The organism is Nocardia sp. CA-084685, assembly GCF_050955785.1.
Classification (GTDB): Bacteria; Actinomycetota; Actinomycetes; order Mycobacteriales; family Mycobacteriaceae; genus Nocardia.
In genome coordinates this window covers 6,922,453-6,948,877 of the sequence record NZ_CP192094.1, presented here as the reverse complement: position 1 = coordinate 6,948,877, position 26,425 = coordinate 6,922,453, and the positions used below count along the sequence as shown (strand labels likewise).

23 protein-coding genes are annotated in these 26,425 nt (G+C 66.4%); 17 read left to right on the top strand and 6 right to left on the bottom strand.

Going from position 1 to position 26,425, the window contains the following annotated elements; translation table 11 throughout:
- Positions 1-67: 67 nt before the first annotated feature.
- The 5 genes from infB to ACQP2U_RS30815 all read left to right on the top strand — a co-directional run bounded on the left by infB (position 68) and on the right by ACQP2U_RS30815 (position 6,586).
- Positions 68-3,100 carry a translation initiation factor IF-2 gene (infB, locus tag ACQP2U_RS30835; protein ID WP_433710678.1) on the top strand — a complete coding sequence of 1,011 codons (3,033 nt, stop codon included), beginning with the start codon at positions 68-70 and terminating at the stop codon, positions 3,098-3,100.
- An 88-nt stretch (positions 3,101-3,188) separates the two neighbouring features.
- The gene (locus ACQP2U_RS30830; protein ID WP_397032152.1) at positions 3,189-3,479 is read left to right on the top strand and encodes a DUF503 domain-containing protein; all 291 of its coding nucleotides are present in this window, start codon (positions 3,189-3,191) and stop codon (positions 3,477-3,479) included.
- 25 nt (positions 3,480-3,504) lie between these two features.
- Entirely contained in the window at positions 3,505-3,948 is a 444-nt protein-coding gene (gene rbfA / locus ACQP2U_RS30825) for a 30S ribosome-binding factor RbfA (RefSeq protein ID WP_433710677.1), read from the top strand.
- Between the two features lie 13 nt (positions 3,949-3,961).
- On the top strand, positions 3,962-4,990 hold the full coding sequence (locus tag ACQP2U_RS30820) for a DHH family phosphoesterase (RefSeq protein ID WP_433710676.1): 1,029 nt from the start codon (positions 3,962-3,964) through the stop codon (positions 4,988-4,990).
- Positions 4,991-5,218: 228 nt separating this feature from the next.
- On the top strand, positions 5,219-6,586 hold the full coding sequence (locus ACQP2U_RS30815) for an MATE family efflux transporter (protein ID WP_433716630.1): 1,368 nt from the start codon (positions 5,219-5,221) through the stop codon (positions 6,584-6,586).
- A gap of 432 nt (positions 6,587-7,018) precedes the next feature.
- Here the strand turns inward: ACQP2U_RS30815 and grpE are convergent, their stop codons facing one another.
- Positions 7,019-7,480, bottom strand: coding sequence for a nucleotide exchange factor GrpE (grpE, locus tag ACQP2U_RS30810; protein ID WP_433710675.1), 462 nt, complete (start codon positions 7,478-7,480; stop codon positions 7,019-7,021).
- A gap of 111 nt (positions 7,481-7,591) precedes the next feature.
- Between grpE and ACQP2U_RS30805 the strand changes: the two genes are divergently transcribed.
- The 5 genes from ACQP2U_RS30805 (at position 7,592) to truB (ending at position 14,335) form a co-directional block, all read left to right on the top strand.
- Positions 7,592-9,274, top strand: coding sequence for an Hsp70 family protein (locus ACQP2U_RS30805; protein ID WP_433710674.1), 1,683 nt, complete (start codon positions 7,592-7,594; stop codon positions 9,272-9,274).
- 9 nt (positions 9,275-9,283) lie between these two features.
- Complete coding sequence (locus tag ACQP2U_RS30800) at positions 9,284-11,374, top strand: Ig-like domain repeat protein (RefSeq protein ID WP_433710673.1); 2,091 nt, start codon at positions 9,284-9,286, stop codon at positions 11,372-11,374.
- Between the two features lie 260 nt (positions 11,375-11,634).
- Positions 11,635-12,591, top strand: a complete 957-nt coding sequence (locus ACQP2U_RS30795) for a metallophosphoesterase family protein (RefSeq protein ID WP_433716629.1) — start codon at positions 11,635-11,637, stop codon at positions 12,589-12,591.
- 167 nt (positions 12,592-12,758) lie between these two features.
- On the top strand, positions 12,759-13,430 hold the full coding sequence (gene npt / locus ACQP2U_RS30790; RefSeq protein WP_433716628.1) for a 4'-phosphopantetheinyl transferase Npt: 672 nt from the start codon (positions 12,759-12,761) through the stop codon (positions 13,428-13,430).
- Positions 13,430-14,335, top strand: coding sequence for a tRNA pseudouridine(55) synthase TruB (gene truB, locus ACQP2U_RS30785; protein WP_433710672.1), 906 nt, complete (start codon positions 13,430-13,432; stop codon positions 14,333-14,335). The genes npt and truB overlap by 1 nt, the downstream gene beginning before the upstream one ends.
- Here truB and ACQP2U_RS30780 read toward each other — a convergent pair.
- Positions 14,307-14,909, bottom strand: a complete 603-nt coding sequence (locus tag ACQP2U_RS30780) for a TetR/AcrR family transcriptional regulator (RefSeq protein ID WP_433710671.1) — start codon at positions 14,907-14,909, stop codon at positions 14,307-14,309. The genes truB and ACQP2U_RS30780 overlap by 29 nt on opposite strands.
- Positions 14,910-14,995: 86 nt before the next feature.
- On the opposite strand from ACQP2U_RS30780, the gene ACQP2U_RS30775 reads away from it, so the two are divergent.
- Positions 14,996-15,409: a DUF4345 domain-containing protein gene (locus ACQP2U_RS30775; protein ID WP_433710670.1), complete on the top strand. Its 414-nt coding sequence runs from the start codon at positions 14,996-14,998 to the stop codon at positions 15,407-15,409.
- Positions 15,410-15,663: 254 nt separating this feature from the next.
- Here ACQP2U_RS30775 and ACQP2U_RS30770 read toward each other — a convergent pair whose 3' ends face one another.
- Together ACQP2U_RS30770 and ACQP2U_RS30765 are read right to left on the bottom strand one after the other, a co-directional pair.
- Complete coding sequence (locus tag ACQP2U_RS30770; RefSeq protein WP_433710669.1) at positions 15,664-16,440, bottom strand: metal-dependent transcriptional regulator; 777 nt, start codon at positions 16,438-16,440, stop codon at positions 15,664-15,666.
- A 12-nt stretch (positions 16,441-16,452) separates the two neighbouring features.
- Complete coding sequence (locus tag ACQP2U_RS30765; RefSeq protein ID WP_433710668.1) at positions 16,453-16,746, bottom strand: hypothetical protein; 294 nt, start codon at positions 16,744-16,746, stop codon at positions 16,453-16,455.
- Between the two features lie 107 nt (positions 16,747-16,853).
- Here ACQP2U_RS30765 and ACQP2U_RS30760 point away from each other — a divergent pair, with 107 nt between their 5' ends.
- The 4 genes from ACQP2U_RS30760 to ACQP2U_RS30745 all read left to right on the top strand — a co-directional run bounded on the left by ACQP2U_RS30760 (position 16,854) and on the right by ACQP2U_RS30745 (position 22,406).
- Positions 16,854-17,825, top strand: a complete 972-nt coding sequence (locus ACQP2U_RS30760) for a bifunctional riboflavin kinase/FAD synthetase (protein WP_433710667.1) — start codon at positions 16,854-16,856, stop codon at positions 17,823-17,825.
- Between the two features lie 126 nt (positions 17,826-17,951).
- The gene (rpsO, locus tag ACQP2U_RS30755) at positions 17,952-18,221 is read left to right on the top strand and encodes a 30S ribosomal protein S15 (RefSeq protein WP_063044519.1); all 270 of its coding nucleotides are present in this window, start codon (positions 17,952-17,954) and stop codon (positions 18,219-18,221) included.
- Between the two features lie 520 nt (positions 18,222-18,741).
- Positions 18,742-21,015 carry a polyribonucleotide nucleotidyltransferase gene (locus ACQP2U_RS30750; protein WP_433710666.1) on the top strand — a complete coding sequence of 758 codons (2,274 nt, stop codon included), beginning with the start codon at positions 18,742-18,744 and terminating at the stop codon, positions 21,013-21,015.
- 80 nt (positions 21,016-21,095) lie between these two features.
- A complete protein-coding gene (locus ACQP2U_RS30745; protein WP_433710665.1) occupies positions 21,096-22,406 on the top strand; it encodes a M16 family metallopeptidase in 1,311 nt (436 codons plus the stop codon).
- 53 nt (positions 22,407-22,459) lie between these two features.
- Here the strand turns inward: ACQP2U_RS30745 and ACQP2U_RS30740 are convergent, their stop codons facing one another.
- Positions 22,460-22,789: an ArsR/SmtB family transcription factor gene (locus ACQP2U_RS30740; RefSeq protein WP_397032129.1), complete on the bottom strand. Its 330-nt coding sequence runs from the start codon at positions 22,787-22,789 to the stop codon at positions 22,460-22,462.
- A gap of 79 nt (positions 22,790-22,868) precedes the next feature.
- Here ACQP2U_RS30740 and ACQP2U_RS30735 point away from each other — a divergent pair, with 79 nt between their 5' ends.
- On the top strand, positions 22,869-24,104 hold the full coding sequence (locus ACQP2U_RS30735) for an MFS transporter (protein WP_433716627.1): 1,236 nt from the start codon (positions 22,869-22,871) through the stop codon (positions 24,102-24,104).
- Between the two features lie 370 nt (positions 24,105-24,474).
- Positions 24,475-25,860, top strand: coding sequence for a pentapeptide repeat-containing protein (locus ACQP2U_RS30730; RefSeq protein ID WP_433710664.1), 1,386 nt, complete (start codon positions 24,475-24,477; stop codon positions 25,858-25,860).
- Between the two features lie 3 nt (positions 25,861-25,863).
- On the opposite strand, the gene ACQP2U_RS30725 is transcribed toward ACQP2U_RS30730, so the two are convergent.
- Entirely contained in the window at positions 25,864-26,259 is a 396-nt protein-coding gene (locus ACQP2U_RS30725; RefSeq protein WP_433716626.1) for a VOC family protein, read from the bottom strand.
- Between the last annotated feature and the right edge of the window lie 166 nt (positions 26,260-26,425).

The window sequence follows — 26,425 nt, the reverse complement described above, 5'->3', positions numbered from 1 at the left end:
ACCCGAGGTCGTGCGGGCCCGCCTTCCCTAGGCGGAGGCACTGCTCGACCTCTCAGTGAGGAGAGCAGTGGCAGGCAAGGCCCGCGTGCACGAGTTGGCCAAAGAACTCGGTGTCACGAGCAAAGAACTACTCGCAACGCTCAAGGAGCAGGGCGAGTTCGTGAAGTCGGCGTCCTCGACGGTGGAAGCACCCGTCGCACGTCGGCTGCGCGAGTCGGTCGCGGGGAAGTCCGCCCCGTCGAACGGCACCGCGAAGTCCGGGGCTCGTCCCGGCCCGGCATCCACTCCGGCCGCGAAGCCCGCCACAGGTGGCGGTCCGCGTCCGGGTCCACGTACCCCGTCCCCCGCGCAGGCGGCGTCCCCGGCGGCTCCGGCCGCTCGTGAGACCGCGGCTCCGGCCGCGCGTCCGTCCGACGGTGCCCGGCCCGGCCCGGCCGCGCGTCCCGGTCCGGCCAAGCCGCCCGCCCGGGAAACCGCTCCGGTCCAGGAGACCCCGGCGGCTCCGGCCGCGAAGGCCGCCCCGGCACCGAGCGCTTCGACACCCAGCGCTCCGGCGCCGAGCGGACCGCGCCCGACCCCGGGTGGCGCACGTCCCGGTCAGCAGCAGCGTTCCGGTGCTCCGGCGCACGGTGGTCCGCGTCCCGGCGGTCCGGGTCCGAAGCCGGGGCCGAAGACCCCGCGCGTCGGCAACAACCCCTTCTCTTCCGCGCCCGATCGGGAGCGTCCCGCGCCGCGTCCTGCCTCCAGCCAGGGTGGACCGCGTCCAGGTCCCGGCCAGGGTCCGCGTCCGGGTCCGGCCCAGGCCGGTCCGCGTCCGGGTGGTGGCGCTCAGGGCGGTACCCGGCCGGCTCCGGGCCAGGGCGGTCCGCGTCCCGGTGGGCCGCGTCCGAGCCCCGGCTCGATGCCGCCGCGCCCGAATCCGGGTGCGATGCCCGCGCGTTCGGCCCGTCCGGGTCCGGGCGGTGCCGGTGCGGGCCGTCCGGGTCGTCCGGGCGGTGGCCCGGGTGGTGGCGGCGGCCGTCCCGGTGGCGGCGGTGGCGGTGGCTACCGCGGCGGCGGTGGTGGCGGCGGCGGCACGGGTGCGCCCGGTGCAGGTGCCGGTGCTCCCGCGGCCGGTGGTTTCCGCGGTCGTCCCGGTGGCGGTGGCGGCGGTCGTCCGGGTGGTCCCGGTGGCCGTGGCGGTGCGGCCGGTGCGTTCGGTCGTCCCGGCGGCGCCCCGCGTCGTGGCCGTAAGTCGAAGCGGGCGAAGCGCGCCGAGTACGAAAGCATGCAAGCCCCCGCCATCGGTGGCGTGCGGCTGCCGCGCGGTAACGGCGAGATCATCCGTCTCGCCCGCGGTGCCTCGCTGTCGGACTTCGCGGAGAAGATCGATGCGAACCCGGCCGCCTTGGTGCAAGCCCTGTTCAACCTCGGTGAGATGGTCACCGCGACCCAGTCGGTGAACGACGAGACCCTCGAGCTGCTCGGCAGCGAGATGAACTACGTCGTGCACGTGGTCAGCCCCGAGGACGAGGACCGCGAGCTGCTGGAATCGTTCGACCTGACCTACGGTGAGGACGAGGGCGGCGAGGAAGACCTCGAACAGCGCCCGCCGGTGGTGACCGTCATGGGTCACGTCGACCACGGTAAAACCCGACTGCTCGACACCATCCGTAAGGCCAACGTCCGTGAGGGCGAGGCCGGTGGCATCACCCAGCACATCGGCGCCTACCAGGTGCTCACCCATCTGGGCGATAACGACCGACTCATCACCTTCATCGACACCCCGGGTCACGAGGCGTTCACCGCCATGCGTGCCCGTGGTGCCAAGGCCACCGATATCGCGATTCTGGTGGTCGCCGCCGACGACGGCGTCATGCCGCAGACAGTGGAGGCCATCAACCACGCCCAGGCGGCCGACGTGCCGATCGTGGTCGCGGTCAACAAGATCGACAAGGAAGGTGCGAACCCGGACAAGATCCGGCAGCAGCTGACCGAATACAACCTGGTTGCCGAGGAATACGGTGGCGACACCATGTTCGTCGACATCTCCGCCAAGCAGGGGACAAATATCGAGCAACTGCTCGAGGCGGTCCTGCTGACCGCGGACGCGGCGCTGGATCTGCGGGCCAACCCGGACATGGACGCACAGGGTGTCGCCATCGAAGCGCACCTCGACCGCGGCCGAGGCCCGGTGGCGACCGTGCTCATCCAGCGCGGCACGCTGCGCGTCGGTGATTCGATCGTGGCGGGTGACGCCTACGGTCGCGTCCGCCGCATGGTCGACGAGCACGGCGACGATGTCGTCGCTGCGCTGCCGTCGCGGCCGGTCCAGGTCATCGGCTTCACGTCGGTGCCGGGTGCCGGTGACAACCTGCTCGTCGTCGACGAGGACCGGATCGCTCGCCAGATCGCCGACCGCCGCAATGCGCGTAAGCGCAATGCACTGGCCGCGCGCAGCCGCAAGCGGATCAGCCTGGAAGACCTGGATGCCGCGCTGAAGGAGACTTCGGAGCTCAACCTGATCCTCAAGGGCGACAACTCCGGTACCGTCGAGGCCCTCGAGGAGGCGCTGCTCGGTATCGAGATCGACGACGAGGTGCGCTTGCGGGTCATCGACCGCGGTGTCGGTGGCGTCACCGAGACCAACGTCAACCTGGCGTCGGCGTCGAACGCGATCATCATCGGGTTCAACGTCCGGGCCGAGGGCAAGGCGACCGAGCTGGCCAACCGCGAAGGTGTGGACATCCGGTACTACTCGGTGATCTACCAGGCCATCGACGAAATCGAGAAGGCCCTCAAGGGCATGCTCAAGCCGATCTACGAAGAGGTCGAGCTGGGCCGGGCGGAGATCCGCGCGATCTTCCGTTCGTCCAAGGTCGGCAATATCGCCGGCTGCATGGTCACCTCGGGTTCGGTCAAGCGCAACGCCAAGGCGCGCCTGCTCCGCGACAACATGGTAGTCGCCGAGACGGTCACGATCTCCACCTTGAAGCGGGAGAAGGACGACGTCACCGAGGTCCGCGAGGGCTTCGAATGCGGTATGACGTTGACCTACAACGACATCAAGGAAGGCGACGTGATCGAGGCCTACGAGCTGCGCGAGAAGCCGCGCGACTGATTTGTTCATCGGTGGTCCGGTCCGGCCGTCAACGCTGGGCCGGACCACCGAGACAATCTTTTCGTAGGCGCCGATACAGGAGGCTTGGGTGTACCTGGGTGCACTGGAGTTCGATGTCCTGCTCGGAGACGTGCACTCGCTGAAGCAGAAGCGTTCGGTGATCCGGCCCGTGCTGGCCGAATTGCAGCGCTTCGGCGTGAGTGCCGCCGAGGGTGGGGAACAAGACCGCTACCGTCGCTCATTGCTCGGAGTCGCCATGGTCAGTTCCGGTATGGATCACTTGACCGAGGTACTCGACAAATGTGAGCGGCACGTCGCGGCTCGTCCGGAGTTAGAGTTGCTGGCAGTGCGCCGCAGGATCTTCGGACCCGAAGACTGAGTTAGCAAGTGAGGAGGGTTCAGCCATGGTGGATCAAGCCAGGGCACGCCGACTCGCCAAGCGGATTTCCGCGATCGTGGCGACCGCGATCGAGTACGAGGTGAAGGATCCGCGTCTGAATTTCGTGACCATTACCGATGCGAAGGTCACCGGCGATCTACGCGAGGCGACGGTGTACTACACGGTGATGGGCGAAACCCTCGACGTGGAACCGGATTACGCGGCCGCGGCCGCCGGTCTGGAGAAGGCGAAGGGTGTGCTGCGCTCGAAAGTGGGCGCGGGCACCGGCGTGAAATTCACCCCGACATTGGCGTTCGTGCTGGACAAGGTGCCCGACGCGGCACGGGATATGGAAGAGCTACTAGCCAGGGCGCGGGCCGCCGACGACGCGGTCGCGAAGGTGGCGGCCACCGCCACCCACGCCGGCGATGCCGACCCGTACAAGGTCGAACGCGAATCCGACGAGTGACGTGCGGTAGACCATGACGACGATGCCCGTCGACCCGGGTAGGGGGGTCGCTGTCGATCCGGTCGATTTCGGACCGGCCGTTGCCGCATTGAGCGCGGCCCGTTCGGTGACCATCCTGTGTCACGTGCAGCCCGATGCCGACACCATCGGCAGCGGGCTGGCACTGGCATTGGTTCTGCATCGGCGCGGTATCCCGGTATGGGTGTCGTTCGCCGAACCCGCCGAACTGCCCGCCACGATGCGAACGCTGCCCGGTGTGCGGCATCTGGTGCCGCCCGCGGATGTACCCGCCGAGGTGGATCTGGTGGTGTCGGTCGACTGTGGCAGTGCCGGTCGGCTGGGTTCACTCGGTGATCGATTAGCCGGGGCCGCAACGACTTTGGTGTTGGATCATCATCGCTCCAATACCCGGTTCGGGACGATCAATGTGATCGATGCGAGTGCGGAATCGACGACCAGTCTGATCGCGCGGCTGCTCGATACCTGGCAGGAGCCGATCGATGCCGAAGTGGCACATTGCCTCTACGCCGGACTGGTCACCGATACCGGATCCTTCCGCTGGGTGCGGCCCGGCACCCATCACCTGGCCGAACGGCTGTTGGCCACCGGCATCGACGGTGCCGAAATCACGCGCTCGCTGATGGATACGCATCCGTTCGGCTGGTTGCCGATGCTGTCGCGGGTGCTCGGCTCGGCCCGGCTGGAGCCGCAGGCTGGCGGTGGGACCGGGCTGGTGTATGCCATTGTGCGGCGCGAGGATGTCGATGGAGTGCGCTCGGAAGAGGTGGAGAGTGTGGTCGACATCGTCCGCACCACCTCCGAGGCCGGGGTCGCCGCGGTGTTCAAGGAATCGCGCACGATTCCGGATCGGTGGACGGTTTCGCTGCGCTCGCGCGATAGTGTGCCGGGGGCGCAGGATGGTGTCGATGTTGCTTCTGTCGCAACGTCTTTGGGCGGTGGCGGACATCGGTTCGCGGCGGGGTACACCACCAACGGCACCTCTGAGTCGGTCGTAGCGGCTTTGTTGGCCGAGCTCGGGTGAGTATCGGTCGTGGGTTGGCAGGTCGGACAGAGGTGCGCGATTCTTCAGCGCTGTTTCCGGCAGAGGGGTGGCAGCGCGCCAGGCGCGGAGTTGCCTTTCGACCGCATTGTGGTGTGCGTATGACAGGACCCGGCAGATCTTGTGCTCGCCGACTTCGGCGGTATCGAGTCAATGGGTGAGACACGACCGGATTCATCGCGCACGACGGGCATCGATCCGGTGAATCCAATGGTCGCGACTGCCTCGGAGGTCGGGGATGGGTTGGATCCGACCCGTGCGGTGGGGCCGCGACGGATTCTCGGACTCGCTTTGCCGACCTTGGGTGTGCTGGTGGCAGAGCCCATCTATCTGCTATTCGATCTGGCCGTGGTGGGGCGGCTCGGGGCATTGGCATTGGCCGGGCTCGCGGTCGGCGGATTGATTCTGGCGCAGGTCGGTTCGCAGCTGACGTTCCTGTCGTATGGGACAACAGCGCGGGCGGCGCGGCGGCACGGAGCGGGGGATGAGCGCGGTGCGATCGTGGAAGGGGTGCAGGCGACCTGGGTTGCCGTGATCGTCGGGACGCTGATTCTTGTTGTGGGGCAGGCGATTGCGGTTCCGCTGACGAATGTGATCGCCGGTGGTGGGGATATTGCGGGGCAGGCGTTGGTCTGGGTGCGGATCGCGTTGTTCGGGGTGCCGCTGATTCTGATCGCGATGGCGGGTAACGGGTGGTTGCGCGGGGTGCAGGAGACGCGTCGGCCGCTGCTGTTCGTTGTTGCGGGACTGCTGGTTTCGGGGGTGTTGTGCCCGACGCTCGTGCACGGGTTACTGGGTGCGCCGCGGCTGGAGTTGGCGGGTTCGGCGGTCGCGAATGCGGCGGGACAGTCCGTGACGGCCGGGCTCTTCCTGACCGCGCTGCTGCGCGCACATGTTCCGCTGGCGCCGCACTGGTCGGTGATGCGGGCGCAATTGGTTCTCGGTCGCGATCTGATCGCCCGCAGCCTCGCTTTCCAAGCCAGCTTCGTGTCAGCTGCGGCTGTCGCCTCCAGATTCGGTGCCGCATCAGTGGCCGCACATCAGCTGGTCCTACAGCTTTGGAATTTCCTTGCCCTGACCCTGGATTCGCTCGCGATCGCCGCCCAAACGCTGGTCGGTGCGGCACTGGGCGCGGGTGACGTCACTGGTGCGCGCGGACTTGCGCGCCGGATAACCCGCTGGTCGGGCGGATTCGCTGTGGTGCTGGCGGCGGCTTTCGCGGCAGGCGCCGTCGTCATCCCCGAACTCTTCACCGACGATCCGGCCGTGCTCGACCGCACCAACGTCGCCTGGTGGTTCTTCGTCGCCATCATCCCGATCGCAGGCATTGTCTTCGCTCTCGACGGCGTCCTGCTCGGCGCGGGCGACGCCGCCTACCTCCGCAATACCACCCTCGGGGCCGCCCTCCTCGGGTTCCTTCCCGCCATCTGGCTCTCCCTCGTCTTCAACTGGGGCATAGCAGGCATCTGGACCGGCCTAGTGGCCTTTATGCTGCTACGCCTGATCGCCGTGGTCTGGCGCGCAGAATCCGGCCGCTGGGCTCGAATTGGTACGGAGATCCCGCGCGTCCAGGCTTAGTTAGCGCACCTTCCATGCGGCACAGAGTTTCGGGGGCGAATTCGTGCTCGGCAGGCGGCAGTCCTCAGCGGTGTCCGCGGACGATCACGCCTGCCGGGTGAACGTGCGTGCGGTGTGCGGCGGGTCGACAGTCGCGTCCGTGGACTCCCGCTCCTGAAGGGCGTACTCGTGTGCGGCGGGAGGAAGGTCATCGGTCGTATGGGCGGACGACTGGTCCGTCAGGCGACCGTGTCTGCGGTGGGGCGGCGCGTGGTCAGTGGTGTTTGCGGACGATCACGCCTGCCGGGTGAACTGGCGTGCTGTGGGTCGACAGTTGCGTCTGTGACTGCCACTTCTGAAGGGGTGTTCGCCCGGCGGGCGGAAGGTCATCGGTCGTATGGGCGCACGATTGCTCCTGTCAGGCGACCGTGTCTGCGGTGGGGCGGCGCGTGGTCAGTGGTGTTTGCGGACGATCACGCCTGCCGGGCGGATCGAGCGTCCGGAGATGGTCAGGCCGGTTTGGACGACGGATGCCACCGTGCGATCGAGGGCGGGATCGTCGGTATCGGCGACGTCCGCCGCTTCCATGGTGAGCGAGTCGAAGGCGTCGCCAGGCTGTGGGTTGACCAGTGTGGCGCCGCGGCCGACGATGAGCCGTTCGATGCGAGTGACGATCGCTTCGAATGCCGCACGCTCGCGCGCGGATTCGGCGGTGCCGGCGCAGGCGGTGGTGTCGGTGTGGATGGCGAAGAGCTCCAGGACAAGCGGGAGGTCGGCGCCAGCGCGGTCGCGGCGATCGCGGGCCTTGGCCTCGTCTGCGAGGCGATCGATGGTGGTGGCTTGGCGGGCGACTACCCGGGTGAGGTCTTCGATGCGTTCCGCCAAGTGGGCGAGCGGCTCGGCGGGGTCGGTCATGCTCGCACTTTAACGCGAGTTCGTGGGGGCGCATCGATTGTTCTGGGCGGTAGCGGGATCCAGTGTCGGGAACCGGGGTGGTGTCGGAGGTGGCTGCTACCATCGCGTCTCATGGGGGTCTACGGCATCGACCTTGGTACGACGAATTCGGCGATCGCGCGGATGGACGCCGATGGTCGGCCCGAAGTCATGATCGGTCTGAACGGTGAGGCGACGGTGCCTTCGGTCGTCTTGTTCGCGTCGGCGTTCGATCATCTGGTGGGTGAGGGCGCGCGGCGGCAGGCCCGACTCGATCCGGAGCATGTGTGCGCGCTGGTGAAGCGGCGGATGGGCGATACGGATTGGCGTTTCGCCGCGCACGGTCAGACGTGGTCCGCGCCTGCGGTTTCGGCGCTGATCCTGAAGAGCCTCGCCGCCGATGCCGAATTCAGCGGTGGCGAGCTGGTGAAACGCGCGGTGATCACCGTGCCCGCCTACTTCGGCGACGAGGAGCGGCGCGCGACCATCCATGCGGGCACGTATGCGGGCTTCGATGTCGCCGGTGTGCTCTCCGAACCCATCGCTGCGGCGCTCTCCTACGGGTTCGGCAGACTCGACGGCAGTGCGGGAGTCGGCAAGCCGGGCCCGCGCGAGACGGTGCTCGTCTACGACCTGGGCGGCGGCACCTTCGACGCCACCGTTATCGAACTCGCAGACCGCCGCATTTCGGTGCTCGCGGTCGAGGGTGATCACCAACTCGGCGGCGCGGACTGGGATGAACGCATCGCGCTGTATCTTTCGCAGAAGTTCTGCGAGGCGAATCCGGATGCCGAAGACCCGCTCGATGATTCGGCGGGTTCGCAGATGTTGGTGCTGGCCGCCGAACGTGCCAAACGCGAGTTGACCGATGCCGAGCGCACCGATGTGGTGATCGCGCACGACGGTGCTCGCGCGGTGATCCCGCTGACGCGCGATGAAGTCGACGCGATGACCGCATCACTCATGCGCCGCACCATCGACCTGACCCGCGACTGCCTGGCTGCGGCGAGCAAGCGCGGCGTCGCATCCGTCGACCGCCTGCTGCTCGTCGGCGGGTCCTCGCGCATGCCGATGGTGGAGCGCGAATTGCGTAAGGAGTTCGATCTCGCTGGTGAACTGCGCGATCCCGACCTATCGGTGGCACGCGGCGCGGCACTCTACGGCGAAAAGCTGGAGCTGGAACGTCTGGTCCTCGCCGACCTCACCACGCGCGGCCGACTGCGCGACGGTGCGCAGATCGAGGACGCGGCACCGGCCGATCTGGACCAATCGATCGCCCGCGTCGCCGCCTCCTTCGGGCACCCGGTCGGGCTGGTGCGTCGGATGCTCGAAATCCAGGTCGATACCGTCGTTTCGCGCGGTTTCGGCGTGCTCGCACTGGACTACCAGTACGGGCTAGCGGCAACCTGGTTGGTGCATCGCAACTCGACCCTGCCGGTCAAAGTTCGTCGCTCCTTCGGCACCGTGCGTGCGGATCAGGACGAAATCGCGCTGACCATCGTCGAACAGCAGGGCCAGGCGGCATCGGCGCGACCCGAGGATACGAAGGTGCTGGTGGAAGGACGCATTCGCGGCATTCCCGCGGGCTATCCCGAGGGCAGCGAGGTGCGGGTGACCTTCGAGATGGGTTTCGACGGCGTCCTGCGCGTCACCTGCCATCACGTCGACGCCGATATTCCGCTGGTCTTGACCGCGCAGACCGGTGCGACTCTGTCGCAAGCGGATGTCGCGCGCGAACTCGATCAGGTCCAGCGCACCCGCCGCCGCGACAGCTGAGCCGGGACCATGGAGGCGTTCAACCCGAACGACTATCGCAAGCGGGTACTCGCCGATGTCGAGCGCCGCGGCGGGCCCGGGGAGTCGGATCCGTTCGAGCTCTACGACATTCCGCTGGACGAGGTGGACTCGCTCAGCGATGCCGAGATCGCCGTGCGGGTCGAGGAGGTCTGGGGTTTCTGGCAGCGCCAGCGCGACCATCCGAAATACCGGGTGCTCGTGGGTCTGCTCGTGGCAGCGCATCCAGTGCTGTCTCGGGTGCTGTTCGATTCGGCAGCACGTCGCGTGGAAGCGGGGCGGATTCGGGAGATGCGCGAGCGGCGGGATGCGGACCGCTACGAGATGCTCGACGCGGCGATCTCCCGATTGGTGCAGCGGCACGGTGGGGTTCCGGCCGGGAAGGTGTCCGGGCTGGAGGAGATCGGCGCGATGGGCGGACTCAGTGCCACCGAGGTCGCGACTCGATTGCGCAGGCATCGGGTGATCGAGGACGCTCCGATGCCCGTCGGTGTGCTCACCGACCAACGCAGACAACAGGTTCGGCAGCTGCTCAGCGAATGGGAACGGCTCATCGACGGTGAACCCACGCCCACGCTGTTCGCGCTGCTGCGGGTGGATCCGGCGAAAGCCGGTCAGACCCAGGAGATTCGATTGCGCGCCGAGGCTTTGCGTGCTCGGTCGCGCGAGCTGCCGCCTGGACGCATCCGAGTTGTCTTGGACGAGTTACTGATTCATATCCAGGATGTACTCGAATCGGACGAGGCGACGCTGCGGGAATATCTGCGGTCGGTGGCCGAGGATGTCGCCGAGGAATTGCGGCCGCAGGTCAGGGCGGCGGTGCTGGTCGAGGACGAACTCGTCGGCGACGACTTCCAATACCTGCTCGACGAGGCGATGCGGTTGGGTCTCGAGCGGTCCGAAGCTACTCGGGTGCTCACCGAGATCGCCGCGGAACTCGGTGCGCGAGTCGAGAATTCGCCGCCGACCGCACCGCCGCAACCCATATCCTCACCTCCTGCCCCCAGACTCTGGGAGGCACCGCTCAGGGCTGCTCGGGCGGCACTGCGCGGGGCACGTCCACAGGAGGCCGCGCGGCATGTCGAGGAGGCGCACCGGCTGGCCGGCCCCGATGGGGAAGGGCTCACGCCGATTCGTTCGGTATCCGATGAGGTCGACCGGGTACTGAACGAGGCCAAGGCCCACTGGCGCGATGCGATGGCCGCCTGCGCGGCAAAGCGGTATTTCGAGGCGCTTGCGCAGCTGGAAAAGGTGCGCCGCACCGCCTCCGATCTGCTGCCGCCGAACCAAGTGCCGAGTATCGACCAGTTGCTCGCCGAAGCCCGGTACGCGATTGCCGAAGCGGACCGGCTCTTCGCCGAGGCACAGTCCGGCCCAACCGATGCCAGGATGCGCGGACTGCTCGCCGTGGTCGAGATCTGCGCCGATCACGGGGGTGCGGTCACCGCGCTCGCGGAGTCGCCGCTCGAGGCTCCGCAGCGGGTCGAGGCCACCCGGTTGGCGAATGGGTCGGTGCTCGTAGCGTGGTCGCCGACATCGACGGATAACGTCGCCTACCGAGTGACCAGGTTGCAGCCGGACGGGTCGTGGCGCGTGGTCGGCCGCACACAGGCGACCGAGCTCGAGGACGGTGGTGCACCAGCCGCGGGGCAGCCGGTGTACGCAGTGGCCGCCGCGGTCGCGGGCAGGTACTCGGAGACCACGCGATCCGATACCGCTCCGGTCGCGAAGCCACAAGGCGGACATGAACAGCCGCAGGACGATCCGACCCCGAGTGGCATCCCGGCAGTGACTGGACTCGCCGAACAGGCGGGGCTACTGGTCTTCATGTGGCCGATCGGTGTCACCGAGGTCATGGCCGTCGTGCGGCCCGACCAACCACCGATCAACCCGGACGATCCCAAGGCCCGCTCCTGGAAGGTCACCAATATGCGGTACGAAATCGACGGCGGTGTCCGGATCCCACCCGATATACCGCGACCGTGTCACATCGCCATCGCATCCTGCCGCCGCGAACCGAACGGAAACCTCACGGTCGCCGCAGGTTTCGCACCGACGGCGCGGATCCACTGGCTCGGATAACGGCGGTCGGTCTGCGTGCCGTGGATCCCGAGATGCAGTGAATCCGCGGCCGGACCGTCGGGACCTCGATAATGCCGCGTGCGGTCCGCGCCGTCCATTGGCGTGATTCCGGATTCGCAACCCGGATCACACGCCCACCCTCGTCGTCGCCGCCTACCAGCGGATCGAGGCCCCGGACCGGCCGTACGAACGCGGCCGTTAGCGCCATGATCATCGAGCCGAACGGCGGCAACGCGCGCGGATATGCCAATGTAGGTGGGGTGATACCCAAGTTGATGGCGGTGAGCGACATTCACGTCGGGCACCAGGGGAATCGTCCGGTCGTCGAGCAGATTCGGGCGGATTCGCCCGAGGACTGGCTCATCGTGGCCGGGGACGTCGGGGAGAAGTCCGACGACATCCGCTGGGCGCTGGAGCTGTTGCGCGGCCGCTTCGCCAAGGTGATCTGGGTTCCGGGCAACCACGAATTGTGGACCACGGCGAAGGATCCAGTGCAGATGCACGGTGTCGCGCGCTACGACTACCTGGTTTCGATCTGCCGGGATCTCGATGTCATCACACCGGAGGATCCTTTCCCGGTGTGGACCGGCGCGGGGTCCGAGCAGTACGGCGGTCAGGTGACGCTGGTTCCGATGTTCCTGCTCTACGACTATTCGTTCCTGCCCAAGGGCACCAAAACGAAGGCCGAGGGGCTCGCCCTGGCCCGGGAACGCAATGTGGTGGCCACTGACGAGTTTCTGCTCGCTCCGGATCCGTACCTGACCCGGGACGCCTGGTGCCACGCCCGCGTCCAGGTCACCAAGCGGAAGCTGGACGCACTGCCACCCGAGACGCCGATCGTGATGATCAATCATTTCCCGCTGGTCCGCCAGCCCACCGAGGTGCTGTGGTATCCGGAATTCGCGCTCTGGTGCGGCACCGATCTGACCGCCGACTGGCATACCAGCTACAACGTCGTCTGCTCGGTCTACGGCCACCTGCACATCCCACGCACCTCCTACTATGACGGCGTGCGCTTCGAAGAGGTGTCGCTCGGTTACCCCCGCGAATGGCAGCGCCGTGGACTGCCCGACCAGTTGCTGCGTCAAATCCTCCCGACGCCGGATTACCCGCCGGGCTCGCTGAACAAATGGGGCGGCCATTTCAAGGTGACACCCGAGATGGAGGCCGCGGCCGCCGAGATGCGTGCCAAAGCCGAGCGCCGCCGCGGCGTCTGACGCTGTCCAGCATGACGGCAGCAATTTGATTCGCAGCACAACTACTGATTTGGTGTGTACATGGGTAACTCGTCGGGTACGGGCACACTCATCTGCCCTCTGACCGCCGGACGCCGCTCGCATGGCGGCACACGAGTTCGGCCTGAAGGTTCGGGGAGGCGGAGGAGCTGATCGAGAAAATTCTTCCCGCTGGCGTGGCTTCGGCAGAGCTCTTGGCGTACCCGGAGGATCTGCAGCCGCATCCGGCCGAAGCGCATCTCATCGAGAAGTCGGTGGAAAAGCGTCGCCGCGACTTCATCGGCGCTCGGCACTGCGCCCGGCTGGCGTTGGCGGAACTGGGTGAGGCTCCGGTCGCGATCGGCAAGGGCGAACGGGGTGCGCCGGTGTGGCCGCGCGGCATCGTCGGCAGCCTGACGCACTGTGATGGTTACCGGGCGGCGGCCCTGGGCCACAAGCTGCGGTTCCGATCGATCGGCATCGACGCCGAACCGCACGGCACCCTCCCCGAGGGCGTGCTCGATTCGGTGAGCCTGCCGCCCGAGCGGGACTGGTTGGCGCGGGTCGATGGGTCCGGCCTGCACCTGGACCGCTTGCTGTTCTGCGCGAAGGAGGCCACCTACAAGGCGTGGTGGCCATTGACCGCGCGCTGGCTCGGCTTCGAGGACGCCCACATCACCTTCACCATCGATGAGAGCTCCGACGGCGCGGGTTCGGGCACCTTTCACAGTCAGATCCTGGTGCCCGGGCAGGTCACCGACGGTGGCGCTCCACTGATTTCCTTCGACGGCCGCTGGATGATCGGCGACGGACTCATCCTGACCGCGATCGTGCACGGCTGATGGCCGATCCACGGATCGATGCACTCGGCGGTCTGCTGATCGTCGACAAGGACGGCGGCTGGACCAGCCACGACGTCGTCGCGAGATGTCGAAAACTATTGCGCACCAAAAAGGTGGGGCACGCGGGGACACTCGATCCGATGGCCACCGGTGTACTGGTGCTCGGCGTCGAGCGCGCCACCAAACTGCTCGGCCTGCTCACCCTGACGACCAAGGCCTACACCGCGACCATCCGGCTCGGCCAGGCCACCACTACCGACGATGCCGAGGGCGAAGTGCTCTCGACCGCATCGGCCACTCATCTCGCCGACGCCGAAATCGCTTCGCACACCGCGAAATTGACCGGCGATATCGAACAGGTGCCCGCGACGGTCAGTGCGATCAAGGTGAACGGCGAACGCGCCTATGCCCGGCATCGGGCCGGTGAAGAGGTGCGGCTCGCCGCTCGCCCGGTTACCGTCTCGCGCTTCGATATCGTCGCCCGCCGGGATGTTTCGGAGTTCGTCGACCTGGACGTGGTCGTGGAATGCTCGTCCGGGACCTACATTCGTGCCTTGGCGCGCGATCTGGGCGCCGGACTCGGTGTCGGTGGTCATCTGACCGCGTTGCGTCGCACCAGGGTCGGCCCGTTCACCCTCGAACACGCCAGAACCCTCGACGAATTGGCCGAATCCGAGGACGCGCCGTTGAGCCTGAATGTCGACGACGCCATCCGAACCGCATTCCCGCACCGCGATATCGATGACAAACAGGCCGACGATCTGCGCAACGGTCGCTGGCTCGAGCCGGTCGGCATCCCCGGCGTCTACGCCGCCATCGACCCGTCCGGGCGCGCGATCGCGCTATTGCAGGAAAGCGGTAAGCGCGCGGCCTCGGTCATGGTCGTGCGTCCATCGAATTTCTAACCGCGCCGAGCGGTTCCAGCGCACCGAGGAGCGCGCCGACGCAGATGTCGCGCAGTTCGGCGCGGGTGCAGGTACGGTTTTCCAGCCAATCGACCGATAGCACCCGGACGAAGGTCAGCCAACCCATCAGCACCGATGAGGTGAGCTCCCGGATATGGCCTTCGACGCCCATGGCGTCGAGCAGACGGGCCCGGAGTTCGCCGAGTTCACCCGAGATGATCGCCTGGATGGTCGGATCGCCCGCGAGCAGGCGATTGGCGGCCACCACGGTATTGGCGTTGGCCTCGAAATAGTCGAAGTGCTCGTCGAGTCCGGCCGCGAGTTGTTCGGGCAGCGGGGTTTCGGTATCGAGTTTCGTGGCGACCAGCAGGCGATCAGCGGCCAGTTGGTAGACGCCCGCGAAGAGGTCGCGTTTGGTCGGGAAGTGACGGTAGAGCAGGGCGCGCGAAACGCCGGCCGCCGCCGCGACATCCTCCATCAGCACCGCATCGTAGGCGCGTTCGGCGAACAGTTTCGCGCCCGCGTCCAGTAGCAGGCGGCGGCGTTCGTCTGGGGCGAGGCGGCGGCGAGTCACCTTCGTAAGCTTAGTTGACGTATGTCTACTAAGCGTCGTAGGGTCGGCCTTAGTAGACATACGTCTACTACTGAAGGGAGGAATTCATGACCTCGGCACTCAAATGGCTGTCCATGGCGATGGGCATTGTCATCGTGGGGATCGGCATCTTCCACATGGCCGCCGGTATCGACGGCATCCCCGATATGGGCTCCTCCGGCGTGACCGCCGATAGTCAGACCCGCTTCTTCGGTGGCATCTTCGTCGGCTATGGCCTCGCCTGGATCTGGGCCGCCCGCCAAGTCCCGATCTCGACACTCGCGGTGCGCTGGCTCGCTGGAATCTTTCTACTGAGCGGCATCGCCCGCTTGATCTCGGTCGCTGTCTACGGCTGGCCGCACTGGTTCCAAATCGTCCTCACCGCAATAGAATTCGCCATGCCACCGATCTTCTTCTGGCTCGCCGCCAGCCACGAAAGGCGCACTCACGTCACCACCGAAACCGTGCCCGCCGCTGGCTGAGCGGCTCCGGTAGGTATCGCATATCGACGGCCCAGCTCGCGAGGGTGTGCCCGATGCGAGGTAGGTAGTGGTTGTGCGTCAACAGGTGCGGAAAAAGTGGTGGGCAAGGCTGTGCGCGCGGTTTCCAGAGGCCTTGACCTGTGGTAACTCCGGGGCACGGCGCTGCGATAGGGGTATCGGAGGATGTTCTTGCCGCGGACGCGGTGGCCGCGGCGGCGTGCGGTGGTGACGACTCGTCACCACCGGCACGCGAGTCAGTCGCTGAGCCAGATGGCCTCGGCGGCGGGGCGGCCGAGATCGATGGTGCGGTCCCCGATGCGAATGGCTATGGTGCCCGCGAAGTCTCGGCGCTCCACCACGACGATCGGCGTATCGAGGGCGATGCTGACCGAATCGAAGTAGCGCAGCATATCCGGATCGGAATCGGAAATTCGTGCGACATGGCCGGATTCGCCCGCGTGGAAATCGCTGAGCTGGCGGGCGGGCGGTGTCGGCACCGCACCGTCGACCGAGGGAATGGGATCACCGTGCGGATCCCGGTCCGGATAGCCGAGTTTCGCGTCGATCCGCGCCATCAGTAACTCCGAAACCGCGTGCTCGAGCACCTCGGCCTCATCGTGCACCTCATCCCAGCCGTAGCCGAGTTCATTGACGAGGAATGTCTCGATCAGCCGATGTCTGCGCACCATGGCGACAGCGGCGCGGCGCCCGTGTTCGGTGAGCGTGATGGAACCGTACCGAGCGTGTTCGACCAGGCCTTGATCGGCGAGCTTACGAACTGCCTCCGAGACGGTGGAAGCCGAGACGCCGATTCGTTCGGCGAGCAATTTAGTCGAGACCTTTTCCTGCGACCACTCCTGAGCGGTCCAGATCACTTTCAAATAGTCCTGGGCGACCGAGGTGAGCTCCGGCGCAATCGTCGCGGTGCTGCCGTGGGGGCCTGTGGTCTCGGTCGGCTGCGCTGCGGTGTCGGCCAGCTCGCGTCGGGTTGCGATGTCTCGTTTACCGGGCACATCTTCGAGCTTATGCATAGGACTCGGGATTCACACATTCAGCCACTTGAACACTCGGTGCCGTTGTCCGACAGCGCCGATCCGGCTCGCCGATCCGTCGGTTTCGGCTGGTCGGGGCCGCTCTCGGGTTCGCCGTTGCGCGGTCGGCCCCGCTGAGCGCAACGATGCGGGCGGGCGGTGTTCCGCCGAGTTCGGCGGCAAGGTAGCTCGGGCTGCGAGGAGCACCGCGATATCCAGTTCGCCGTGTATCTCGACATAATGCGCGTTCGCCAATGGCACCTCGGGAGCGACGCCGGGTTCGGCTTGCGGTAGCCACGTCGTCACCCGTCTGAACCAGCAATTCACCCCATGTACACACGGAGCTCGATACCGGAGTGTGGATGGACACCTCCGAATACTGTTCGCCCCGCATTTTGCGTAGGCTGCGGACTGTGCAGAGATGGCGAAGCCTCGATGACGTACCCGCGGACTGGGGGCGGTGCGTACTCACGATCGGCGTATTCGACGGTGTGCATCGCGGTCATGCGCAGCTGATCAGCCGGGCCGTGAAGTCCGCTGCCGCACGGGGAGTTCCGGCAGTGTTGATGACCTTCGATCCGCACCCGATGGAAGTAGTGCGCCCCGGCTCGCATCCGGCGCAGCTGACCACGCTTACCCGGCGCGCGGAACTGGCCGAGGAATTGGGCGTTGATGTGTTCTGCGTGATGCCCTTCACCCAAGAATTCATGAAGCTGACCCCGGCTCGCTACGTACACGATCTGCTGGTCGAGCGGCTCCATGTGACCGAGGTCGTGGTCGGTGACAACTTCACCTTCGGTAAGAAGGCCACGGGCACCATCGAGACCATGCGTGAGCTGGGTGGGCGCTTCGGGTTCGAGGTCGACGGCGTGAAACTCCTCGGCGAGCACGCGGTCACCTTCTCCTCCACATACATCCGCGCCTGCGTCGACGCGGGCGATATGGCCGCGGCCGCCGAGGCCCTCGGCCGTCCGCACCGGGTCGAGGGTGTGGTCGTGCACGGCGACGGCCGCGGCCGCGAGCTCGGCTTCCCGACCGCGAATATCGCGCCGCCCATGTATGCCGCCATTCCGGCCGACGGCGTCTACGCGGGCTGGTTCACCGTGCTCGGTCCCGGTCCGACCATCGGCACCGTGACACCGGGGGAGCGTGCGATGGCCGCGATCTCCATCGGCACCAACCCCACCTTCTCCGGGCGCGCCCGCACCGTCGAGGCCTACGTACTCGACGGTGAAGCCGACCTCTACGGCCAGCACGTCGCGGTCGATTTCGTCGAGCACCTGCGCGGCATGCGCAAATTCGATTCCATCGACGAACTCCTCGAGGCGATGGACCGCGACGTCGAGAACACGCGCAAGGTCCTCACCGCCGCCGCCGACTCCTGACCGGATTCGGTTGACGCGAGGGCGTCGGGTAGGGTGGATCCTCGGGTTTGCTGCGGTCCGCGGCGGCACCCGGCCGGGTAACCGGAATCCTCGAGCGCGGAACTGAGAAATAGGAGTGGATGCCCCATGGCGCTGACCACCGAGCAGAAGTCGGCCATTCTCGCCGAGTACGGCGTGCACGAGAAGGACACCGGTTCCCCGGAGGCGCAGATCGCGCTGCTGTCCAAGCGGATCGCCGACATCACCGAGCACCTGAAGAAGCACAAGCACGACCACCACACCCGCCACGGCCTGATGGCGCTGATCGGTCGTCGCAAGCGCCTGTCGAAGTACCTCGCCGACAAGGACATCCAGCGCTACCGTTCGCTGATCGAGCGCCTGGGTCTGCGGAGGTAATTTCTTGCAGCGCTGCGGCGCCGCGTGTTCGCGGCCGCCTAGTGGCTGGCAGCCGAGTGACCGAGAATCACGACTTCGTCGCATAGCGCTTCGGGCGCTCGGCCGCGAACGTCGCTCGTAAGCTTCGCTTCGCGGCGGCGGGGTCGGGAATGGATGGTCTCGACACGCTGCTTACCCGAGGCGGTCGATCAGGTGGCCAACGGGGAGACGTACAATCTCCCCGTTGGCTATATGTGTATGAGGGGTATTCACACCCCGTTTGCACGACAACATTGCACAGCCGTATGCACCCGCCCGCGTGGCGTCGGTCTTCGGTAGTGGCCTCCCGGCAGGCGCGCAGTCGCCGGCGGGCTTCGATCGATGACCGCCTCCGCGTCGCCGTTTCCAAGGGGATCCGGCCGGGTGTGCGCGTCGCAGCCAGGAGGGTTGCCGCGCGTCCGGATCCGGTACGGCTGACGACAGCTGGATCGCGCCTACTCGGCGCTCGATCCAGCGAAGACGAGAGGTTGAGAGCAGAAAAATGTCTGAAACAACTACATCTTCGGCCATCGAGGTCGAACCCGGTGTATTCGAATCCGTCGCGCTGATCGATAACGGCACCTTCGGAACCCGCACCGTCCGCTTCGAGACCGGCCGTCTGGCCCGCCAGGCCGCCGGTTCGGTCGTCGCCTACCTCGACGACGAGAACATGCTGCTGTCCGCGACCACCGCGGGTAAGCACCCCAAGGATCAGTTCGACTTCTTCCCGCTGACGGTCGATGTCGAAGAGCGCATGTATGCCGCGGGTCGCATCCCGGGTTCGTTCTTCCGCCGGGAGGGCCGCCCGTCCACCGATGCGATCCTGACCTGCCGCCTGATCGACCGTCCGCTGCGTCCGTCCTTCGTCGACGGCCTGCGTAACGAGATCCAGGTCGTCGTCACCGTGCTGAGCCTGGACCCGAACGATCTGTACGACGTCGTGGCCATCAACGCCGCATCCGCGTCCACTCAGATCTCGGGCCTGCCGTTCTCCGGTCCGGTCGGCGGCGTGCGCGTCGCGCTGATCGACGGCCAGTGGGTCGCCTTCCCGACCGTCGAGCAGCTCGAGGGCGCGGTCTTCGACATGGTCGTCGCCGGCCGGGTCGTCGAATCCGGTGACGTGGCCATCATGATGGTCGAGGCCGAGGCCACGGATAAGGTCATCGAACTGATCGAGGGCGGCGCGCAGGCGCCGACCGAGGCCGTGGTGGCGCAGGGCCTCGAGGCCGCCAAGCCGTTCATTGCCCGCCTGTGCAAGGCGCAGCAGGACCTGGCCTCGCTGGCGGCCAAGCCCACCGAGGAGTTCCCGCTCTTCCCGCCGTACGAGGCCGATGTCTACGAGGCCGTCGAGGGCACCGCCAAGCGTGAGCTGGGCGAGGCGCTGAGCATTGCCGACAAGCAGGAGCGCGAGGCGAGGATCGATGAGATCAAGCTCGCCGTGCTGGACCGGCTCGCCGACGACTTCACCGGTCGCGAGAAGGAACTGGGCGCCGCTTTCCGGTCGGTCACCAAGAAGCTGGTGCGCCAGCGCATCCTGTCCGATGGCTTCCGCATCGACGGTCGCGGGCTGGCCGATATCCGTGCACTGTCCGCTGAGGTCGCCGTGATCCCGCGGGCGCACGGTTCGGCGCTGTTCGAGCGTGGCGAGACCCAGATCATGGGCGTCACCACCCTCGATATGGTGAAGATGGCACAGCAGGTCGACTCGCTCGGCCCGGAGACCTCCAAGCGCTACATGCACCACTACAACTTCCCGCCGTTCTCCACCGGTGAGACCGGTCGGGTCGGTTCGCCGAAGCGTCGCGAGATCGGCCACGGCGCGCTGGCCGAGCGGGCGCTCATCCCGGTGCTGCCGAGCCAGGAGGAGTTCCCGTACGCCATCCGTCAGGTCTCGGAAGCGTTGGGCTCCAACGGTTCCACCTCGATGGGCTCGGTCTGCGCCTCGACCCTGTCGCTGCTGAACGCCGGTGTGCCGCTGAAGGCGCCGGTCGCCGGCATCGCCATGGGCCTGGTGTCGGACACCGTCAAGAACGACAACGGTGAGGAAGAGGTCCGCTACGTCGCACTGACCGACATCCTCGGTGCCGAGGATGCCTTCGGCGACATGGACTTCAAGGTCGCGGGCACCCCGGACTTCGTCACCGCGCTGCAGTTGGACACCAAGCTGGACGGCATCCCCTCGCAGGTGTTGGCCGGTGCGCTGAGCCAGGCCCACGATGCCCGCACCACCATCCTGGAGGTCATGGCCGAGGCCATCGCCACCCCGGATGAGATGAGCCCTTACGCTCCGCGCGTCACCGCGATCAAGATCCCGGTCGACAAGATCGGTGAGGTCATCGGCCCGAAGGGCAAGGTGATCAACCAGATCACCGAGGAGACCGGCGCCAATATCTCCATCGAGGACGACGGCACTGTCTACGTCGGTGCGACCAACGGTCCGGCGGCGCAGGCGGCGATCGACCAGATCAACGCCATCGCCAACCCGCAGCTGCCCAAGGTCGGCGAGCGCTTCCTCGGCACGGTCGTCAAGACCACCGCCTTCGGCGCGTTCGTTTCGCTGCTTCCCGGCCGCGACGGTCTGGTGCACATCTCCAAGCTGGGCAACGGCAAGCGCGTGGCCAAGGTCGAGGATGTGGTGAACGTCGGCGACAAGCTGCGCGTGGAGATCGCCGATATCGACAACCGCGGCAAGATTTCGCTGGTGCCGGTCGACGAGAACGCCGACGAGCCCGCGGCGGCCGAAACCGCTGATGCGGGCCAGGCGGAGACCGAGTAGTACTTGTCTCTGTGACGAAGAAGAAGACGGCAACCCCTCTGCTCCGCGGCGAGCAGGGGGGTTCGTCTCTGGAGCTGCGGATGGACCAGATGCGGGGCACCGAGGCGGGGGTACGGCGCACCGTATTACCCGGCGGGCTGCGCGTGGTCACCGAACATGTGCCCGGCGTGCGTTCGGCATCGATCGGGGTCTGGGTGGGCGTCGGATCGCGCGATGAGGGCCCGACCGTCGCTGGTGCCGCGCATTTCCTGGAACACCTGCTGTTCAAGGCGACGCCGACGCGTTCGGCGTTGGATATCGCGCAGGCGATGGACGCGGTCGGCGGTGAGCTCAACGCGTTCACCGCGAAGGAGCAGACCTGCTACTACGCCCACGTCCTCGACGAGGATCTGTCGCTGGCCGTCGATATGGTCTCCGATGTAGTACTCAACGGCTTGTGCCGAGCCGAGGATGTGGATGTCGAGCGGCAGGTGGTGCTCGAGGAGATCGCCATGCGCGACGACGATCCGGAGGATCTGGTCGGCGACGCATTCCTATCCGCGCTCTTCGGTGATCATCCGATCGGGCGTCCGGTCATCGGCTCCATCGAAACCATCGAGGCGATGAACGCCAACCAGTTGCGCAGCTTCCATCTGCGCCGCTACCGGCCGGACCGGATGGTTGTCGCGGTCGCGGGCAATGTGGAGCACGAACACACCGTGGAATTGGTGCATCGCGCATTCGCGCCGCGGCTCGACCTGACCGCCGAGCCAGCGCCCCGCCGCGAGGGCCGCTTTCGGCCGCACAGCGCACCAGCGCTGCAGTGGAGCCACCGCGACAGCGAACAGGCACATCTGGCCTTCGGTGTGCGGGCGTTCGGGCGGCACGAGGGGGAGCGGCGCTGGCCGTTGTCCGTGCTCAATACCGTGGTCGGCGGTGGTCTGAGTTCACGCCTGTTCCAACGCATTCGGGAGGAACGCGGGCTGGCGTACTCGGTGTACTCCAGCGTGGACACCTTCGCCGATACCGGCGCGTTCTCGGTGTACATCGGCTGTCAGCCCGAAAATCTCGGCAAGGTGGCGACACTGGCGCGCGGGGTGCTGGAAGAGATTACGGCCAACGGCATTACCGACGCCGAGTGCGCGCGGGCGAAGGGTTCGTTGCGCGGTGGGTTGGTGCTCGGCTTGGAGGATTCGGCATCGCGGATGAACCGGATCGGTCGCAGCGAACTGAGTTACGGCAACCATCGCAGCGTCTCCGAGACGCTGGCCCGCATCGATGCGGTAACCACCGAGGAGGTTTCCGCGATCGCCCGCACCCTGCTGGCGCGGCCGTTCGCCGCCTCGGTGGCCGGACCGTATCGGCGCACCCGGGATTTGCCCGCCGCGATACGGCGATTGGTCGAGAGCTGAGATAGACGTGGTGGCCACACCGCGCCGGTGCTGCCGACACCTTGCGGGTCAGCTCAGTCGCTGTGGGCGCGGTTCGCTGCCTCGACGATCGAAGGCAGCAGGCCGGGTAGGGCATGGTCGAGATCCTCGGAGCGCAGGCGCTGGCAGGTCTGTCCGTCGATAATCAGTCGCTCGATGACACCGGCTTCGCGCAGAATCTTGAAGTGGTGGGTGGCGGTCGACTTGTTGATCACCTCGTAGAGCGCACCGCAGCGCACGGCGGTACCCGCATTGCTCAGCCGGCGCACCATCTCCAGCCGCACGGGATCCTGTAAAGCGCCGAGCACGGCGGGTAACGGGGCGACCGGCGTCGCCTCGGTGGCCGATTCCTTGGTTTCGGTCATGATCTACCTCACAGTGGTTTGATGACCATCGTACCGGCTGTATCGTCGTTTGAAGTTCGATCATCATCAAACTTACCTGATCGGGGTTCCGATGGCAGCGACAATGACGGTGGCGGCCGACCAGCAGACCTCGCAGCGCTGGGCATACGCGCTGATTCTGGCGGCGAGCGGGGTGGCGCTCGGCGTGTCCGGGGTACCCGCGCCGCTGTACGGCATGTACCAGAAGCAATGGCATTTCACGCCGCTGACGACCACCTTCGTCTTCGCGGTCTACGCATTCGCGGCGTTGGCCGCGGTGCTGGTCTCGGGGCGCATCTCCGATGTGGTCGGTCGCAAGCCGGTCCTGCTCGGCGCGTTCGCCACCATGATCATCGGGCTCGTGGTGTTCCTGTTGGCCGACAATGTCGCGATGCTGCTGGTGGCGCGGGCGCTGCACGGATTAGCGGTCGGCTCGACGGTGGTCGCCGGTGCCGCGGCACTATTGGATCTGCGGCCCAAGCACGGTGCGCGGACTGGTCAGCTCAGCGGCGTTGCTTTCAATGTCGGTATGGCCGTGGCGATTCTGGGTTCAGCATTGCTGGCGCAATACGCACCGCATCCGCTGCGCACGCCGTATGTCGTCATCACGGTGGTGTGCCTGCTCATCGGCGTCGGTGTCATCGCCCTGCGGGAACCGCACACTGCTCGCATCGCCGGACGCATCACGATCGCGAAACCGGCGGTGCCGCAGGAGATTCGCGGTGACTTCTGGTTCTCGGCGCTGGGCGTGATGGCGGCTTGGTCGGTGCTCGGCGTACTGCTGTCGCTGTATCCCTCGCTCGCCTCGGCCGAGACCGGCATCCACAATCTGGTCTTCGGTGGCGCTGTCGTCGCCTCGACCGCCGTCGCCGGTGCCACGGCGCAGCTGTTCGCGACCGGAATTCCGGCGCGGCGCGCGGCAATCGGCGGCGATACCGGCATGGCGGTGGCACTGGTCCTCACGGTGCCCGCATTGCACACCGGCAACTGGGTCGTGGTGCTGCTGGCCGGAGTGTTGCTCGGCGCGACCTTCGGACTCGGCTTCGGCGGTTCGCTGCGGCATCTGTCCGAGGTTGTGCCGCAGCACAAGCGGGGCGAGACCATGTCGGCCTACTACCTGCTCGCCTACTCGGCCATGGCGTTGCCGACCATTCTCGCCGGATGGGCGGCCACCGAATGGGGGCTGAGCGAGGTGTTCCCGTGGTTCGTCGGTGCGGTCGCATTCGCCTGCCTGGTCGCGGCAGGGCTGGGGCTGCGTCGGAATCAGGAATCGAAAACGCAAGGGGTGCAGGGGTAGCCGAGCTTGTCCGGTGGTCGGCGAGTGACAACAACCCGGCCACCTGGATGTGGGCTGTGCTGGCCCTTTCAGGGCGCGGGTGAAGGCGTGCGGGAGGCTCGAGCGTTCCCGAGAGCAGGCGGTTTTGTCCCTCGGTGCATTGCTTCACCACTGATAACGGCGCGCTTCGGGCCAAACCAGCTGTACCGTGTGAGATGTGCAGTTGCGGTACACCTTTCGTATCGCTTGTGGAGTGCGGGTAAGACCGGAACCCGTTCCGGCGCTGCGCGGTGAAGCAGGAACCCACCGACAGACGGCAACGGTCTAGTAGGAATCGCCTCCGTCTACGGAGGCGAGGATGTCAACATGCGGTGATGCGATGGGGGGACGGATGGGTAACCCTCTACACCGCGCGGCACTGTTGTTCGCGGTGTTGGGTGCGGTTGTCGGTGGATTGGTGATCGTCGGGTTGACCTGGTGGTTGCTGTGGTGGCTGTTGGGCGCTGAGTCCGAGACGCCGAATCAGTTGGATCTCACCAAGATCGCGCTATCGGTGGCCGCCGGGGTTGGTGGAGCGGTCGCGCTGGTGGTGGCGTATCGGCGGCAGCGGGATCTGGAGCGCGGGCGATTCGCGGAGCTGTTCGGGGCGGCGGCGCGGCAGCTGGGGGATGCGGATCCGGCTGTTCGGATCGCCGGAGTGTATGCGATGGCGGGGGTGGCCGATGAGTTCTCGGCACCGACTCGCAGGCAGCAGTGCATCGATGTGTTGTGTGGGTATTTGCGGCTGCCCTATGACCCGGCCGGTGGATCCGATCACCTTGTCTCGCGGGTCGAATCGGCCGACGAGGCGGGAACGAAGGTCGAACGGGTCTTCCAGTTCCGGCAGAGCGATGGGGAGGTGCGCCGGACTATTGTCAAGGTGATCGCCGACCATCTGAAGCGGTCCGCGGATGTCTCCTGGTCGGCGTGTGACTTCACCTTCAACGGCGCGGTCATCGAGAAGGCCGACTTCCGGTACGCCGTCTTCGCGGGTAGGCACACGTCGTTCGCACGCGCGGTCTTCAGCGATAAGACCATGTTCGAGCGAGCACTGTTTGTGGGTCAGCATGTCACGTTCCGCGATGCGACCTTCCGGGACGGTCCGGTGTCGTTCGACCGGGCGGAGTTCGGTTCGAATCGTGTCGAGAAGGCCGAATTAGCCGGATTCGGGACCACATTCGCCGGTGTTGCCTTCGAAGGCGCGGTGTCGTTCGAGGGCGTCGGTTTCATCGGCCCACGCACGACATTCGCCGGAGCTCGCTTCCTCGGCCCTCGAACCTCCTTCCAGGACGCGAAGTTCCGGGCGGAGTTCACCTCGTTCGAGCGCGCCGTCCTGGACGGCGCGCACATCGCTTTCGACCGCGCCGAATTCGCAAGTCCCCGTACGACATTCGAGGCAGCACAGTTCTACGCCACGCTCACCGCCTTCGACGAGGCGAAGATCGGCGCGCAGCATCGACTACGCAACCGTGGCACGCGCGAAACGAACTTCTCGCAGGCCGAGTTCCATGGTGGTGTCAGATTCCCGCGGACGGTGCTCGGCGGACGCACGGTCGACTTCACCGAGGGCGACTTCTTCGGCGATATCTCGTTCGTCGGCACGCGTTTTGCCGCCCACGACATCCATTTCGATCGGCCGAAGGCGTGGGTGGGCACGCATTTCGACTGGGATGACGCGCCCACCCGTAAACCAACGAGCGTCAAGCCGAATCCTTGGCCGCCGACCGCCACGGTGTGATGGTTATGTCGGCCAGCCACCGTAGGGGACGGTGATCAGTTCCATGAAGTGACCACTGGGGTCGAGGAAATAGACGCCGCGACCGCCATCGTTGTGGTTGATCTCGTTGACGCCCTGTTGCCGGGGGTCGGCCCAATGCTCCAGTTTGTAGCGCTGGATCTTGGCGTAGGCCGCATCGAACTCGGCCTCGGAGATGAGAAATGCGTAGTGCTGGGGCTGGATTTCGGTGATGTGCGGTGGCACGTTCGCGAAGTCGAAGGTGACGCCATTACCCGTTGGCAACGGGATGAACGGGCCCCATTCCTTTCCTGGTTCCAAACCCAGGATGTCCGACCAGAATTCGGCGGACACCCTATTGTCGCGACACCCGACAATGGTGTGATTGAACTGTACTGACAGGGGATTTCTCCTTGTATCGTGACGGTCCCGACCCCGGGCTCGGTACAAGGCGGCCTACGGGAGCACCGTCACGGGCGTCGAGGTTAGCCAATCGGGCTCCATAGTGCCAGCCCCGAGTGATGCGGGCCATGGTGGTCTGTCTGTGACGGCGCGCGGTAGCGTCGGT

Bases quoted from the DNA above. Each gene is read 5' to 3' on its own strand.
- rbfA (WP_433710677.1), top strand. From the start codon at position 3,505: ATGGTGGATCAAGCCAGGGCACGCCGACTCGCCAAGCGGATTTCCGCG.
- ACQP2U_RS30820 (WP_433710676.1), top strand. From the start codon at position 3,962: ATGACGACGATGCCCGTCGACCCGGGTAGGGGGGTCGCTGTCGATCCG.
- ACQP2U_RS30815 (WP_433716630.1), top strand. From the start codon at position 5,219: ATGGTCGCGACTGCCTCGGAGGTCGGGGATGGGTTGGATCCGACCCGT.
- grpE (WP_433710675.1), bottom strand. From the start codon at position 7,480: ATGACCGACCCCGCCGAGCCGCTCGCCCACTTGGCGGAACGCATCGAA.
- ACQP2U_RS30805 (WP_433710674.1), top strand. From the start codon at position 7,592: ATGGGGGTCTACGGCATCGACCTTGGTACGACGAATTCGGCGATCGCG.
- ACQP2U_RS30800 (WP_433710673.1), top strand. From the start codon at position 9,284: ATGGAGGCGTTCAACCCGAACGACTATCGCAAGCGGGTACTCGCCGAT.
- truB (WP_433710672.1), top strand. From the start codon at position 13,430: ATGGCCGATCCACGGATCGATGCACTCGGCGGTCTGCTGATCGTCGAC.
- ACQP2U_RS30775 (WP_433710670.1), top strand. From the start codon at position 14,996: ATGACCTCGGCACTCAAATGGCTGTCCATGGCGATGGGCATTGTCATC.
- ACQP2U_RS30770 (WP_433710669.1), bottom strand. From the start codon at position 16,440: ATGCATAAGCTCGAAGATGTGCCCGGTAAACGAGACATCGCAACCCGA.
- rpsO (WP_063044519.1), top strand. From the start codon at position 17,952: ATGGCGCTGACCACCGAGCAGAAGTCGGCCATTCTCGCCGAGTACGGC.
- ACQP2U_RS30750 (WP_433710666.1), top strand. From the start codon at position 18,742: ATGTCTGAAACAACTACATCTTCGGCCATCGAGGTCGAACCCGGTGTA.
- ACQP2U_RS30745 (WP_433710665.1), top strand. From the start codon at position 21,096: ATGGACCAGATGCGGGGCACCGAGGCGGGGGTACGGCGCACCGTATTA.
- ACQP2U_RS30740 (WP_397032129.1), bottom strand. From the start codon at position 22,789: ATGACCGAAACCAAGGAATCGGCCACCGAGGCGACGCCGGTCGCCCCG.
- ACQP2U_RS30730 (WP_433710664.1), top strand. From the start codon at position 24,475: ATGGGTAACCCTCTACACCGCGCGGCACTGTTGTTCGCGGTGTTGGGT.